The following is a 14240-nucleotide window of genomic DNA, read 5'->3' on the forward strand; positions in this document are numbered from 1 at the left end:
GGCTCATGCCCACCGTCCACCTCGTCCGCCACGGCCGGTCGACGTGGAACGAGCAGGGGCGCATTCAGGGGCAGACGCCGCACCCGCCGCTCACCGAACTCGGCCGCACCCAGGCGCTCGCGGCAGCCCGAACGCTGCGCGCAGCGATCGGCGCGCAGTCGGCGCAGATCGTCAGCAGCGACCTGGTGCGCGCGCAGCAGACGGCCCAGATCATCGGTGCCGCGCTCGACCTGCCGGTGCGCACCGATGTGCGGCTGCGGGAGCAGGGCCTGGGGGAGATGGAAGGGCGGCTCGCCCGCGAACTGACCGCGCAACCCGCACCCGAAGGCGTGCCGGTCGAGGAGGTGCGCTGGGGCGGGGGCGAGAGCCTGCTCGACGTGCACCGTCGGCTGAGCGCGCTGATGGCCGAACTGGCGACGGCGCCCACCGAACACCTCGTGCTGGTCACTCACGGCGACACGCTGCGGATGGCCCTCGCGGTGCTCGCCGGCCGCACTCACCGGCAACTCGACTGGGATCTCGCGGTCGACAACGGCAGCGTGCACCGCTGCGCCCTCGCACCGGGCCTCAGCGGCTGAACCGCACCTCGCCGCCGACAACCGTCGCGAGCGCCCGCGCCTTGTGCGCGCGCTCGGGCGCTGCGATGAGATCGGTGTCGACGGCCACGAAGTCGGCGAGCATGCCGGGGGCAAGCGTGCCCACGTCGTCCCAACCGGCTGCGTAGGCGGCCCCGCGCGAGTGGGCGGCCAGCGCCTCAACCATGCTCACCCGCTCGTGCGGCTGCCAGCCGCCGGCGGGAGTGCCGTCGACGCGCTGTCGGGTGACCGCCGCGTGCAGGGCAACGAACGGATTCGGGTCTTCGACGGGGGCGTCCGACCCGAACGCGAGCGGCACTGCGGCGTCGAGCGCCGACCGCCAGCCGTACGACACGATGTCGTGGCCGGCGAGCAACGCATCCACGAGCTCCAAGTCGGTGGTGCAGTGCACCGGCTGCATCGAGGCGACCACGCGGAGGCGCGCCATCCGCGCGAGGTCGGCGCGGCGCAGGTGCTGGGCGTGCTCGATGCGCAGCCGCAGGTCGGAGCCGGTGACCTCCAGCACGTGTTCGTACGCGTCGAGCACCTCGGTGGCGGCGCGATCGCCGATCGCGTGGGTCGCCACCGCGATGCCGGCCCGCACCGCGAGCTCGGTGTAGACCTTCAGCTGCTCCTGGGTGAGCGTCGGCACGCCATGCTCCCCGTCGTGCCCGTCCTCACCGGCGAACGCATCGGTCATGTGGCAGGTGTGCGAACCGAGCGCGCCGTCGGCGAACAGCTTCAGCGGCCCCACCCGGATCCAGTCGTCGCCCTCGCCGGTGCGGCGCCCCTGCTGCATCGCCAGCGGGAGGTCTTCGTGCCGGATCGCCTTGCTCACCCGCATCGGCAGGCGCTGCCCGTCGTGCAGCCGGCGGAACGCGACATGGGCGTCCTCGTGGTCGATGTCGGTGATGCCGGTGAGCCCGACGGCGAGCAGGTCGTCGATCGTCTGCGCCATCAGCCCGGGCAGCACGTCGGCGTCGTCGACCGGCAGGTCATCGAACGGGGTGCAGGCGGTCTCCCGCAACACTCCGGTGAGCCCCTCGGCGTCGCGTTCCAGACGTCCGCCGGCCGGGTCGGTGGTCTCCGGCCCGTAGCCCACGAGCCGCAACGCTGCCGAGTTCGCCCACAGCGAGTGGTAGTCGGCGCTGGCCAGCACCACCGGACGTGGTCCGGTCACCAGGTCGAGGGTGCGCCGGTGAGGCGTTCGACCGCCCCACAGGTTCGCATCCCACGCACCGCCCCACACCAGGTCGGTGCCCGGGTGGTCGGCCAGGAAGGCGGCCACCCGGTCGGCGGCCTCCGACTCGTCGCGGCTGCCGCGCACGTCGACCTCGGTGCGCACCCGCGCCAGCGCCGCGGTGTGGATGTGGGCGTCGTGCAGACCCGGCACCACGAGCGCACCCGGCAATGTCTCGATCTGCGAAACCGTCTGTGCGGCAAGAGATTCGGCGTCGCCGGTCGCGACCACGCGCCCGGCCTCGACCAACACGCCGGTGACCAATTCGGTTCCGGTCCAGATCTTCTCGCCACGCCACAGGGTGCTCACCCGCACAATGTAGTGCGGGCCACCAACCCTGCGGACGGCGCGGGCAGGCGGCCGGCACCGGCGCCGCCGCCTGTCCGGACGCTGGTTCACCGGGTAGGTTCGGGACGGCCCGACCCCAACAGGAGCAGCACGAAGTGACATCGACAACCGGCGCGCGCGTGCGCCGCACCCCGGCGCCGTGGTGGATCGCGGCGCTGTTCGGCGTGCCGCTGATTTTCGGGTTCGTCGGCGCGCAGTCGAGCAAGCACGCCATCCAGGACGACCTCAGCCGGCGCGCCCAGCAGGTGCTGCAGGGAGTCGGAGCGAGCGACGCCACGGTGAGGTTCGACGGCCGCGACGCGACGCTGCGCACCGCCGACGGCGCCGACACCACGCGGGCGCGCGACGCCCTGGCAAAGATGCCCGGAGTGCGCACGGTCGTGGTGCAGGGGAGCGCGCAGTGACCTGGTTGACGATCCAGACCATTGCCTGGTGCCTCGTCGGGTTCGCGGTCGGTGCGCTCGCGGCCTGGTTGGTCGCGGTGATGTTGTTCCCACATGAGGCGCAGGTCGCGGCGCCGGGTGCCGGCGAATCGCAGGTTGACGGGTCGTCCGCGGCCGACAACGCTCATGCCGACGACGCCCCCGCCGGCGAAGCGGGAGACGGCGCATGACCTGGCTCTTCCCGCACATCTGGTTGTGGGTGCTGATCAGCACGCTTCTCGGGTTCGCGATCACGCTCTACGCGACGATCGGCGGTTCGTCGCGCCCGAAAACTCCCCGTGCGCCCAGGGCCACTCGCCGGAGCCGGGCCGACGCGCCGACGTCGGACGAACCGGTCGGCGAACGTACCCGCCATCGCGCCGCGCTCGCCGACCAGGCGAGCCCTGCGGGCCCCGCTGGCAGTGCGGCTGCGGCTGGCAGCGGTGCTCGCCGGCGTCGGCGCTACGAAGTCGAAGACGTCGAGGTCGAGGACTGGGGGCCCGGGCAGGTGTTTCCGGTCGATCCGTCGGTCCCGTTGCGTGACGCGGCGGCGCGGGGGTCCGAACCGAAGTCCGGCACTGCATCCGGCAGCACGTCCGAGATCGCACCGGACACCGCCACGGGCACCGACCAGCGCTGATGCGCCTGCCTGCCTACGACGTGCCGGTGACGCCACTGCGTCGTCGCGTTCTCGTGCACGAGACCGTCCTCGTCCTGCTCCTGAGTCTCGGCGCGTCGGCGATCTACTCGGTGCTGTCGATCATGCGCAGCCTGTCGACCGACGTCGCGCTCAACAAGCAGACGACCACGATGAACCGCAGCCAGGCGAGCGCGTCATGGCTCGACCTGCTCTATCAACTGGTCGGCGTCGGTCTCGCAATCGTGCCGGTGCTCCTGGTGATCCATCTACTCAACCGTGAAATGTCCTCTGCGACAACGTGGCTGGGGCTCGACGGGAGACGCAAAGGACCCGATCTCGCGCTCGGCGCAGCCCTTGCTGCGGTGATCGGCATTCCGGGTCTGCTGCTGTACCTCGCGGCGCGAGCTTTCGGACTCAATACGACACTCGCCGCGTCGGGTCTTGGCGAGCACTGGTGGGCGATCCCTGTGCTGGTGCTGGCAGCACTGCAGAACGGATTGCTCGAAGAGGTCATCATGATCGGCTACCTCTTCACCCGCTGGACGCAAGCCGGCTGGTCGTGGATCCAGGTGCTCGTCGTGTCGGCGCTGATCCGGGGCACCTACCACCTTTATCAGGGCTTCGGCGGGTTCGTCGGAAACGTCGTCATGGGGCTGGTGTTCGGGCTCGTCTACCGCCGCACCAAGCGGGTGATGCCCCTGGTCATCGCGCACACGATCCTCGACATCGTCGCGTTCGTGGGTTACGCGCTGCTGAAGTCGCACGTCTCCTGGCTCTGAAGGGCCGCACCATCGTGAAGTCGTGGTCGTTTTCGGCCGCACCGACCCGAACGCCGGGAACGCCAACTAATCTCGGCTCATGACCAATCTCGCCTGCAATCTGCAGAACACCGCCGCCCAGCACCCCGACAACGTCGCACTGCGGATGGGCGAGCACTCGATGACCTACGCCCAGCTGGCCGACGCGGCCGGACGCGTGGCGAACCTGTTGAAGGACAAGGGGATCCAGCCGGGCGATCGGGTTGCCATTTCGCTGCCGAACGTCTTCGACTTCCCGGTCATCCTCTACGGTGCGCTCCAGGCCGGCGCCGTGGTCATCCCGATGAACCCGCTGTTCCGTCCGCGCGAGGTGGAGTACTACCTGTCTGACTCCGGCGCCAAGCTGATGTTCGGCATGCCGGGCGACGCCGCCGCAGGGGCCGAGGAGGCCGGTGTCCCGTTCATCGAGGTGCCGTTGCCTGCCGGCATCGGTGAGTCGATCAAGCAGTACGAGCCGAGCACCGAGTTCGTCGACCGCGACGACAGCGACACCGCCGTCATCCTCTACACCTCCGGCACCACCGGTCGTCCGAAGGGCGCCGAGCTGACCCACTTCTCGCTGAACAAGAACCAGGAGGTCGTCGCACGCACGCTGATGGCGATCACCGCGGACGACGTGATCGCCGGCTGCCTGCCGTTGTTCCACGTCTTCGGCCTGACCTGTGGCCTCAACACCTCCGTCGCCACCGGCGCGACGCTGGCCATGGTCCCTCGTTTCGAGCCCGGCGCGGTGCTGGAGATGCTCGACAAGGCCGGCGTCACGATCTTCCAGGGCGTGCCGACGATGTACCAGGCGTTGCTGGCTGCGACCGCCGACCGGGAGGTCAACTTCCCCAAGCTGCGGGTCTGCGCCAGCGGCGGATCGGCGATGCCGGTCGAGGTGATGAAGAAGTTCGAGCAGAAGTTCGGCTGCGTCGTGCTCGAGGGTTACGGCCTGTCCGAGACCTCGCCCGTCGCGTCGTTCAACCACCCGAACGCCGAGCGCAAGGCCGGCTCGATCGGCACCCCGCTCGAGGGCGTCGAGATGCGCCTGGCCGAGCCGGACGGTTCGGACACCGCCAAGGGCGAGATCGGCGAGATCGCGATCCGTGGCCACCTGCTGATGAAGGGCTACTGGAAGCGCCCGGACGCCACTGCCGAGGCGATCCGCGACGGCTGGTTCTTCTCCGGCGACCTGGCGCAGATGGACGACGACGGTTACTTCTTCATCGTCGACCGCAGCAAGGACATGATCATCCGCGGCGGTTACAACGTGTACCCGCGCGAGGTCGAGGAAGTGCTGTACGAGCACCCGGACGTCGCCGAGGCCGCCGTCATCGGCGTCCCGCACGAGCACTACGGCGAGGAAGTGATCGCCTACGTCGTCCGTACCGGCGACTCGCAGCTGACCGAGCAGGAGATCCAGGACTTCGCCAAGGAGCGCCTGGCCGCCTACAAGTACCCGCGCGAGGTGCGGTTCATCGGCGAGCTGCCCAAGGGAGCGACCGGCAAGATCCTGAAGCGTGAACTGCGGGATTCCTCAGAGGGCTGAGCGATGAGCGACATACCCGCGGACGACCTCGGTGCTCAGTTGTTGTCGGCGGTGGCCAAACTCAACCGCTGGGCGACCAAGCATTCGGAGTTGCCGATCCCGACCGGTCAGGCACGTCTGTTGAGCCTGGTCGAGGCGCACGACAACGCCCGGGTGGGTGAGCTCGCCGAGGCCGACCACTGCAGTCAGCCGACGATGACCGCTCAGGTGAAAAGGCTTGAGCAACAAGGGTTGTTGGTCCGTGCGAGCGACGAGGACGACGCCCGCGCGAGCCTGATCTCGCTGACGGACGCCGGACGCCGGGTGCTCGACGAAGCGCGGCGGGCGCGGTCGGCGACGATCACTCCGGTGCTCGCCGGACTGTCAGAGCAGGATCGCCAAGTGCTGGTGCGGGCGAACGAGTTGTTGCGACAGATCGCGTCCGAGCGTCCCTGACAACCGGTCGCGATGACGACCACCTCCCTTGAATACGCCCGTAGTATCGAGAACCGGCCGTCATGACGACCGCCGGGCGAGGCGTCGTGACATCTGTCGTCGAGGCATGGACTCCACCCTTGACAGGGTGTGATGTGCGTCCCTACGGTTCCATCAGTCGGTATTTAAATTTCGCATCGCGAAATGCACCTCAGAACCTAGTCTTTGGGTGTCCTGGCCGCGGAGGGCGCCCCTGCAAAGGAGCAGAACCGATGGCGATCTCTCTCGGAAGCAACCAGTACGGCAAGGCGGAGAACCGTGTGATGCGGGTCTACCGCGACACCGACCGTCACTCGATCCGTGACCTCAATGTCTCGACCTCGCTGCGTGGCGACTTCACCGCCGCCCACCTCGAGGGCAACCAGGGCGACGTCCTGCCGACCGACACCCAGAAGAACACGTCCTTCGCGTTCGCCAAGGAGGTCGGCATCGAGTCGCCGGAGGCCTACGGCGTCGCGCTCGGCAAGCACTTCCTGACCGCCGCTGCAAAGGCGACCGGATCGCAGATCCGCATCGAGGAGTACGCCTGGGACCGCATCCAGGTCGACGGCCAGGGTCACGACCACTCGTTCGTGCGCCGCGGCACCGAGACCCGCACCGCGATCATCACGGTCGAAGGTCGCGACGCCGACCAGAAGGTGTGGGTCGTCTCCGGCCTGGAGGACCTCATCGTCCTGAAGTCGACCGGCTCGGAGTTCAAGGGCTTCCTCAAGGACAAGTACACGACGCTCGAGGAGGCCGACGACCGCATCATGGCGACCAGCCTCACCGCGCGCTGGCGCTTCAACACGATCGACGGCGTCAACTTCGACGAGGTCTACGATGACGTCAAGAAGCTCTGCCTGGCCGCGTTCGCGACCACGTACAGCCGCGCGCTGCAGGAGACGCTCTACGCGATGGGCCGCGACGTGCTCGAGGCGCACCCGGAGATCGACGAGATCAAGTTCTCCGCGCCCAACAAGCACCACTTCCTCTACGACCTCGACCGGTTCGGCCTTGAGAACAACGGCGAGGTCTTCATTGCCGCCGACCGCCCGTACGGCCTCATCGAAGCGACCGTCCTCCGCGACGGTGCCGGCGAGCCCGGCGAGGCGTGGACCGCGGTTCCGTCCTTCATCTGAGTTCGTTTTGGTTTCACCCGTGACATGAAGGCGCGACAGTCGTCCGTTACGCCGCGGTTCGGACGTGCACCAGGGCGTAACGCGCGACTGTCGCGCTTTCGTCGTCCCTGAGCTGTTCGCCGGGAAGTGGGAAGTCAACCCTCGAGCCCCTGGATCGCGAGCAGCACCGCAGCCCCGGTCCAAGCGAGCGGCGCCACCGCGGCAGGCTCGCCCGTCTCCAGCACCTTCTCCGGGTACGAACCACCGATCGTGCGATGTTCACCGAGCCACTGCACCATGTCCCTGGCCCGCTGCGTCTGACCAGATGCACCCAGAACCGCTGCGACAGTGGCGGTTTCGGGCGTCCAGCTGATCCCGTCCCGGTGCCAACTCGAACCCGGTGCCAACCCGCCGGCCGGTCGTTTCAGCCGGGGCAACAGCGAGACCAGGCCTTGCAGCGCATGCTCGTTCACCGCGTCCCGGAAGGGTGGAAGCAGGAAGGCAGCGCCGATGTCCGGGTCGCTGCGTCCGGGGTGGCGCGGGTAGCCGTACCGGCCGTAGGCGCTCATGATCGTCGCGTCCAACCGAGTCAGCGCACGGCTGGCTCGCTCGGCTCGCGCAGTGTCGCCGAGTGCGGTCAGCAGACGCACCGACGCTTCGAGGCCGGCGGCGAGCACGGCGCACGTGGCCAGAGTCGGTGACCGTTCGGTCACCTCCCAGTAGTCCGGGGTCGCCGGCGGCAACCCGGACGACGTGTTCGTCGCGGCGATGATCCGGTCGGTGCTGCGCACGATCAGCGATCTCCAGGACGCGACCTCGACGCGAGCCCGGTCCGCCGGCAGACGCGCTCGTACCTGGTCGGCCGCCCACAGTGCCCATCCCGAACCGTCCAACTGCCGTGCCCGGCGGTCGGGGCTGCGTGAGGTGCCGGGCACGTATCGAGCCTCGAACCAGCCGTCGTCCGATTGCGCCGACCGCAGGAAGCGGATGACTCGCACGGCGGCGTCGGGCTGACCGGTCATCGCCTGAGCCACCGCGACGAACGCGCTGTCGCGAGGCCAGCTGAACCGCCAGTACGGCGTCCACGCGGCGACCGGACTCGGCAGACCGTCGGAGAGCACGAACACGTCCTGCAACGCCGAGCGCGCGAACTCCTTGAAACCACCGGTGCGCGACCACTCCGGAGCGGTAGCGAGCATGATGTTCTCGCTGGTGAGCAGGGCGGACGCGTCCGGTGCCGTCTGCAGGACTCGGCTGTCCCGGATCAACAGGCTCACTTCCCCGGACTGGACGAGCGTGCGGTCTTCGCCGGGCACCGGATCGCCTTGCGGTGCAGGCCCTTTGGCAACGGTTGCGGAGTACAGCGGCACGTGGCGGGGGTACTCGCGGCGGGGCCAGGCCTGGTAGCCGAGCAGGCCGCCGGCGCCGGCGGTGGTGGCGACGGTCGCGGCCACGAAGGTGCGCCGGGTCGGACGCGCTCGCTTGCGGTTCACCACGCGTCCAGACTAGGCGGGACGGTTCGCCTAGGGTGTTGCCCATGGGTTCGATGCACCCCGCCGCCCGCGCCGAGGACGCGTTCAACAGTGTGCTGGGCAGGTTGCTGTCGCGACGTGGATTCGTCACGCGCGTGTTGGCCTATTCCGGCTACGCCAGCGGTACCCAGGCACGGGTCATGGGACGCATCGTGCTCTCACGCGTCGACGCCGCCGACCAACCGATCGACCCGATGTACGCCAGTGTGCGGCGCGGCATCAGGGTCTTCATGGCCGCCCCGCAATCCCGGCAGCCGGTACAGGTGCGACTCGGAGATGCGGTCGTGGACACCCACTCCGACCGCGGTGGCTACTTCGACATCACTCTGCAGGGCCACGGACTCGAGCCGGGTTGGCACCACGCCCGGGTGCGCTGCGGAACGGTCGAGAGCACTGCCCCGGTGCAGGTGATCGGCGACGACATCCGGTTCGGGATCATCAGCGACATCGACGACACCTGCGTCGTCACCTCGCTCCCGCGTCCGATGCTCGCCGCGTACAACACGTTCGTGCTGCCGGAGACGGCCCGCCGAGTCGTGCCCGGGATGTCGGCGCTGTATCGGTCGCTGCTCGCGCACAATCCCGGATCGCCGATGTTGTACCTGTCGACCGGAGCCTGGAACACCCAGCCCATCATCAATCGCTTCCTGCAACGCCACGGGTTCCCGACCGGCGCGTTGCTGATGACCGACTGGGGTGCTACCGAGACCGCCGTCTTCCGCAGCGGACGCGAACACAAGCGTTCCCAATTGCGCCGACTGGCAGTCGAATTCCCGAACATCCAGTGGCTGCTGGTGGGCGACGACGGGCAGCACGATCCGGAGATCTACGACGAGTTCGCCGCCGAGATGCCCGACAACGTCCGGGCGATCGCGATCCGACAGTTGACCGTCACCCAGCAGATGCTGTCGCACGGTCACCCACTGTCGCGTGACGACGGACGCGAGTCGCCGACCTTCAAGGTCGAGGGCGGCGACGGGTACGCCCTCTTCCAGGAACTCTCCTGCCTGCGCACCCTCGACACCGGCGTCTCCCATGCCTGAGTTGCCCGAGATCGAGTCCCTCGTGCGCTTCCTGCGCTCGCGGGTCGAAGGCGTCGCGGTGGCCGACGTCGAGCTCGCCTCGTTCAGCGTGCTCAAGACCTATTCGCCTGCGCCGCAGGCACTCTGCGGACTTTTCGTCACCGACGTGCGCCGGTTCGGCAAGTGGATCGACCTCGACGTCGACGGCATCCACCTCGTCTTCCACCTGTCCCGCGCGGGCTGGTTGCGTTGGTATGAGAAGGCACCGGGCACCCGGCTACGTCCGGGCGGCAAGTCCCCGGTGGCGCTGCGGGTCTCGTTCGAGGACGGCTCGGCGTTCGACCTGACCGAGCAGGGCACGCAGAAGCGTCTGGCCGCGTACATCGTCAAGGACCCCACCACCGAAGTGCCGCAGATCGCCTCCCTCGGGCCGGACGCGTTGTCCGACGAGTTCACGCTCGAGGTGTTCGCGCAGTTGCTCGCCGCGAAGAAGGGTCAGATCAAGGGCGTGCTGCGCGACCAGTCGGTGATCGCCGGCGTCGGCAACGCTTACTCGGACGAGGTGCTGCACGTCGCGAAACTGTCGCCGTACGCGAAGGCGGATTCCCTTGATCCTGAAGCGGTTTCGCGGCTCTACAATGCGATGCGGGATACCCTCAACGGCGCGATCGAAGCCTCCGCAGGCAAGCCCGCCGCCGAACTCAAGGACGCCAAGCGCTCCGGGATGCGGGTGCACGGACGTGCCGGCGAGAAGTGCCCGGAGTGCGGCGACGTGGTGCGCGAGGTGTCCTTCGCGGACCGCTCGATGCAGTACTGCGCGACCTGCCAGACCGGCGGCAAGACGCTCGCCGACCGGCGCATGTCCCGCCTGCTCAAGTGATGCTCACCTGACGCCGAGTGGCCGGGCTATGAACCAGCGTCCGGGCTATAGCCCGGCCACCAGTTCACAGCCCGGCCACTCGGTGAAGGTCTGTGTGTCAGATGACCGTGGGTTCCACGTTGTGCTGGGTGACGACGGGCTTGCCGTCGAACTCCCACTGCTTCATCCCGCCGGCGACGTTCGCGACCTCGAAGCCCTGCGCCTCCAGCCACTGAACGGCGCGGCTCGACCGGTTGCCCGAACGGCAGACCACGGGCAGCGGCTCGCCCTCGGGCAGGTCACCCAGGCGCTCCGGAATCTCCCCGAGCGGAATGTGTACCGAGTTGGGGGCGTGGCCCGCGTCCCATTCGTCCTGCTCGCGGACGTCGAGAATGATCGCGTCGTCGGCGATGTCCTTCGGCTGCAGTTCTTCGCTCATGGTGACCAGCGTAGGGATCGTCGTACACCCGTGCTGCAGTTCGGCGCGGCCCAGAATCCTGGGTCCGGGATTGCACGGGTGTGGCGCCTGCGCACCGACGAACTGCAGCACAGGTGTACGGCACGGCCGTACTAGCATCGCGGGAATGAAGATCCTGTCGATCCAGAGCTCGGTCGCCTACGGCTACGCCGGTAACTCCTCCGCCGTCTTCCCGTTGCAGCGCCTGGGGCACGAGGTCTGGCCGGTCTACACCGTGCACTTCTCCAACCACACCGGTTACGGCGAGTGGCGGGGACCGGTCTTCGAACCCGAGACCGTGCGTGACGTGATCACCGGCATCGAGGAGCGCGGCGTCCTGCCCGAATGCGACGCCGTGTTGTCGGGCTACATGGGCGCCGACCCGATCGGCACCGTGATTCTGGACGCCGTCGCACGGGTGAAGGCGGCGAACCCGAAGGCGATCTACTGCGCCGACCCGGTCATGGGCGACGTCGGACGCGGGTTCTTCGTGCGTCCGGGGATCCCCGAGTTCATGCGTGACAAGGTCGTGCCGGCCGCCGACGTGATCACCCCGAACCAGTGGGAGTTGCAGTACCTCACCGGTGAGCGCGAGATCCACTCCGTCGCCGAACTGCTGGACGCCGCGCGCTCCATCCGTGATCGCGGACCGGAGACCGTGCTGGTCACCTCGGTGCAGACCGACGAGACCCCGGCCGACTCCGTCCAGCTGGCCGTCGTCAACGGGGACGGCGCCTGGATCGTCACCACCCCGTTGCTGCCGATGTACGTGGTCGGTGCCGGTGACGCGACCACTGCGATCTTCCTGGCGCACCTGCTCACCGAACCCGCCGAGCAGGCGCTCGCCGCGACCGCCGACTCCGTGTTCGGCGTCATGGAGACCACCCACACCGCGGCCACGCGTGAGATCCAGATCGTCGGCGCTCAGGAACTCATCGCCCACCCGACGGGGCGGTTCGAGGTCACCCGGCTCGACTGACGGATTCGCCGAAGCCCCTCCCGCATTCGCTCGGCCACTGCCACCATGGACGCTTGACCAAGGAGGCACGTGATGTCTTCCGCTAGCGGCCTCTAGTTGAGTTGCTAGATAGGCAGATAAGACCCGATCAGAGGCGTCGAGCCATCGCCACGTCGTCGACCTCGCCCCAGCTGAACCGCAGACCTCCCGGCAGGCGCCCGGTCTCGACGTAGCCCAGTTGTTCGTAGAACTTCTCCAGTCCGGTGCCCCCGCGGTAGCTGATCTCGCAGGTCTCGACACCGTCCCGGCGTGCCTGCCCGTGCAGGGCGCCCATCAGGATGCGTCCGAGATTGCGCCCGCGCTCCTGCGGGTCCGTCATCACGCGGTAGAGGGTGGCGCGGTGCGCGGTCGAGAACCACGTCGCGCGCTGGATGAAGCCGAACCCGAGCAGCGGGCCGACCTGGGACGGGTCGTTCCAGGTCTCCTCGTTCGGCGCGTGCAGGCGCAGAAGGGTGCTTGCTTCGGCGGACAGGTGGCGGTCGAGCACCGTCGCCACCTCGTCGCGGGGTGCGGCACCCTCCCAGCCGACCGCACCACCGTCCGCGTTCACCCGGCACCACAGGTCGAGCACCTCGTCGTAGGCCTCGCCGATGCCGAGCCGCGCGGTGGGCGACTCGAAGAGCAGGTTGTCGGGAAGGTGCTCCGGGTCTTGGGGCATCCGGAATGGGCCGAGGTCTTCCATTCCGGCGCGCTCGGCGATGCGCAGGGACGGCTCGTTGGCCGGTGCGATGCGGGTGATGACCGGTCCCGCCGTATAGAACTCCTGCGCGTATGCCGTTGCCGCACAGGCAATCTCGCTGCCGAAGCCGCGGCGCCACGACTGCGGGTCGAGCCGGTAGTAGAGATTGAGGTGCGGGTGGCTCTGGTAGTTCATCGCGCGCACCCCGCCGATGCCAACCGGCGTGCCCTCGTGCTCGGCGATCCAGTAACTGATGCCGTCGGCGTCCCACCCCTCCCGCCAGGTCTGCAGCGACTCGACTGCGTCGTCACGGGTGCGCGGCGCCTCCGACATGAGCTCGTACCCGGCCGGGTCGGTGTGCCAGCTGATGATCCGTTCGTCGGCGACATCGGCGTCGGTGATCGGCCGCAGGGTGAGGCGGGCGGTGTGGATCGTGGTCACCGCACCATCTAATCCCGTCGCCGCGCGAGACGGCGACGGGATTACGGCGTCAGACGACGGGCAGGCGCGGCACGCAGGGCACGTAGACGTTGCCGGCCGGGTTGAGCGCTTTCTTTGTGAGGCCGATCAGGCGCCACGAGTAGATCATCGACAGGTGGTCGCTGAGGTCGACCGCGCAGCCGTCCTGCAGGGTGATGTTGTTGACCGTCGCGCCAGGTCCGGCGGTGAGGAAAGTGCGGGTGTACGGCGTGCTGACCTCGTCGTACTTCGTGCCGATCACCGTGTAGTTGACGCCGGGCACGGTGTCGCCGTTGGCGTTGAGCTGCTGCTGGAACGGCGAGTCGATGGTCTGGTCGACGGCGGCCTGGCCGAGTGCGGCCGGCGTGAGGTTGAGGATCCCGAGCTGATCGGCGAGCGTCGCCAGACCACTGAGGGTGGTGCCGTGGTTGGTCGCGCCGTACTGGATGAGGTTCTTCACCTTGTTGGCGGCGGGATTCGAGGCGTTGGCGCCGCCGTAGAACTGCAGGTAAGAGCGGGCCGCGATGCCACCCTGCGACCAGCCGACCATGTCGACTTGCGCCGCACCCGTGCTGCCGAGCACCTGGTCGACGAACTGCGAGATCTCGGCGCCGGACGGCTTGATCGCGGCAGTTGCGTAGACGCCGGGCAGTTTGCCGGCGATCGAGTCGTTCTCGTCGCCGTAGTTGAGGCCGAACACGCAGTAGCCGGCGCGCTTGAGTTCGGGTGACAGAAGCGCGAACGAGGCGTAGCGGTTCGCCCAGGTGCCGTGCACCAGCACCACCGGACGCGGGTGTGCGGCGCTGGGCTTGCAGTCCCAGTCGTTCATGCCGGGCGCTACGGCGTTGGGGGAGAAGGTGGACCATGCGAGGGCGGCGGGGAAAGACAGCTGGGTCGGTCCGACCGGGTCGGACGCGGCCTCGGCCTGCTGGGGAAGGGTGATCGAGAGAGCGAGGGTGGTTGCCACGGCGGCGCTCACGGACAGCATGCGCTTGGACATCGGAGTACTCCTTGTCGGCGGCAGCAGGGGGCGTGCCGGCTGCGGCAGACCGTTGCGTACATCTCG

Annotated in this window: 16 protein-coding genes; 11 read left to right on the forward strand and 5 right to left on the reverse strand. The window is 68.5% G+C overall.

Annotated features, from left to right (window positions below):
* The first annotated feature begins 5 nt into the window (after positions 1–5).
* Positions 6–578 carry a histidine phosphatase family protein gene (locus ACYU8W_RS12495; RefSeq protein ID WP_499469514.1) on the forward strand — a complete coding sequence of 191 codons (573 nt, stop codon included), beginning with the start codon at positions 6–8 and terminating at the stop codon, positions 576–578.
* Here the strand turns inward: ACYU8W_RS12495 and ACYU8W_RS12500 are convergent.
* Complete coding sequence (locus tag ACYU8W_RS12500) at positions 568–2124, reverse strand: amidohydrolase (RefSeq protein WP_499469516.1); 1557 nt, start codon at positions 2122–2124, stop codon at positions 568–570. The two genes, ACYU8W_RS12495 and ACYU8W_RS12500, sit on opposite strands and share 11 nt — an antisense overlap.
* Before the next feature lie 134 nt (positions 2125–2258).
* On the opposite strand from ACYU8W_RS12500, the gene ACYU8W_RS12505 reads away from it, so the two are divergent.
* The 7 genes from ACYU8W_RS12505 to pucL all read left to right on the forward strand — a co-directional run bounded on the left by ACYU8W_RS12505 (position 2259) and on the right by pucL (position 7169).
* A complete protein-coding gene (locus tag ACYU8W_RS12505) occupies positions 2259–2567 on the forward strand; it encodes a hypothetical protein (protein ID WP_499469518.1) in 309 nt (102 codons plus the stop codon).
* Positions 2564–2776 carry a hypothetical protein gene (locus ACYU8W_RS12510; protein ID WP_499469520.1) on the forward strand — a complete coding sequence of 71 codons (213 nt, stop codon included), beginning with the start codon at positions 2564–2566 and terminating at the stop codon, positions 2774–2776. The genes ACYU8W_RS12505 and ACYU8W_RS12510 overlap by 4 nt, the downstream gene beginning before the upstream one ends.
* A complete protein-coding gene (locus tag ACYU8W_RS12515) occupies positions 2773–3225 on the forward strand; it encodes a hypothetical protein (RefSeq protein ID WP_499469522.1) in 453 nt (150 codons plus the stop codon). The genes ACYU8W_RS12510 and ACYU8W_RS12515 overlap by 4 nt, the downstream gene beginning before the upstream one ends.
* Positions 3225–4004 (forward strand): CPBP family intramembrane glutamic endopeptidase, encoded by a 780-nt coding sequence (locus ACYU8W_RS12520; protein ID WP_499469524.1) that lies wholly within the window; start codon positions 3225–3227, stop codon positions 4002–4004. The genes ACYU8W_RS12515 and ACYU8W_RS12520 overlap by 1 nt, the downstream gene beginning before the upstream one ends.
* A gap of 79 nt (positions 4005–4083) precedes the next feature.
* Positions 4084–5574 (forward strand): long-chain-fatty-acid--CoA ligase, encoded by a 1491-nt coding sequence (locus ACYU8W_RS12525; protein WP_499469526.1) that lies wholly within the window; start codon positions 4084–4086, stop codon positions 5572–5574.
* Positions 5575–5577: 3 nt separating this feature from the next.
* Positions 5578–6009: a MarR family winged helix-turn-helix transcriptional regulator gene (locus tag ACYU8W_RS12530; protein WP_499469528.1), complete on the forward strand. Its 432-nt coding sequence runs from the start codon at positions 5578–5580 to the stop codon at positions 6007–6009.
* Between the two features lie 251 nt (positions 6010–6260).
* Positions 6261–7169: a factor-independent urate hydroxylase gene (gene pucL / locus ACYU8W_RS12535; protein ID WP_141927342.1), complete on the forward strand. Its 909-nt coding sequence runs from the start codon at positions 6261–6263 to the stop codon at positions 7167–7169.
* Positions 7170–7303: 134 nt separating this feature from the next.
* On the opposite strand, the gene ACYU8W_RS12540 is transcribed toward pucL, so the two are convergent.
* Positions 7304–8644, reverse strand: a complete 1341-nt coding sequence (locus tag ACYU8W_RS12540; protein ID WP_499469530.1) for a glycoside hydrolase family 15 protein — start codon at positions 8642–8644, stop codon at positions 7304–7306.
* A 41-nt stretch (positions 8645–8685) separates the two neighbouring features.
* Here ACYU8W_RS12540 and ACYU8W_RS12545 point away from each other — a divergent pair, with 41 nt between their 5' ends.
* Positions 8686–9723: an App1 family protein phosphatidate phosphatase gene (locus ACYU8W_RS12545; protein WP_499469532.1), complete on the forward strand. Its 1038-nt coding sequence runs from the start codon at positions 8686–8688 to the stop codon at positions 9721–9723.
* On the forward strand, positions 9716–10582 hold the full coding sequence (locus tag ACYU8W_RS12550) for an Fpg/Nei family DNA glycosylase (protein ID WP_499469534.1): 867 nt from the start codon (positions 9716–9718) through the stop codon (positions 10580–10582). Before ACYU8W_RS12545 ends, ACYU8W_RS12550 begins: the two co-directional genes overlap by 8 nt.
* Positions 10583–10679: 97 nt before the next feature.
* On the opposite strand, the gene ACYU8W_RS12555 is transcribed toward ACYU8W_RS12550, so the two are convergent.
* A complete protein-coding gene (locus tag ACYU8W_RS12555) occupies positions 10680–11000 on the reverse strand; it encodes a rhodanese-like domain-containing protein (protein WP_141927346.1) in 321 nt (106 codons plus the stop codon).
* Positions 11001–11145: 145 nt separating this feature from the next.
* Between ACYU8W_RS12555 and pdxY the strand changes: the two genes are divergently transcribed.
* Entirely contained in the window at positions 11146–11997 is an 852-nt protein-coding gene (gene pdxY / locus ACYU8W_RS12560; protein WP_129624460.1) for a pyridoxal kinase PdxY, read from the forward strand.
* A gap of 127 nt (positions 11998–12124) precedes the next feature.
* Here the strand turns inward: pdxY and ACYU8W_RS12565 are convergent, their stop codons facing one another.
* Together ACYU8W_RS12565 and ACYU8W_RS12570 are read right to left on the reverse strand one after the other, a co-directional pair.
* Positions 12125–13156, reverse strand: a complete 1032-nt coding sequence (locus ACYU8W_RS12565; RefSeq protein ID WP_499469536.1) for a GNAT family N-acetyltransferase — start codon at positions 13154–13156, stop codon at positions 12125–12127.
* Between the two features lie 49 nt (positions 13157–13205).
* Entirely contained in the window at positions 13206–14174 is a 969-nt protein-coding gene (locus tag ACYU8W_RS12570; protein WP_499469538.1) for an esterase/lipase family protein, read from the reverse strand.
* Positions 14175–14240 lie beyond the last annotated feature (66 nt).

It is taken from the genome of Yimella radicis (assembly GCF_054778255.1).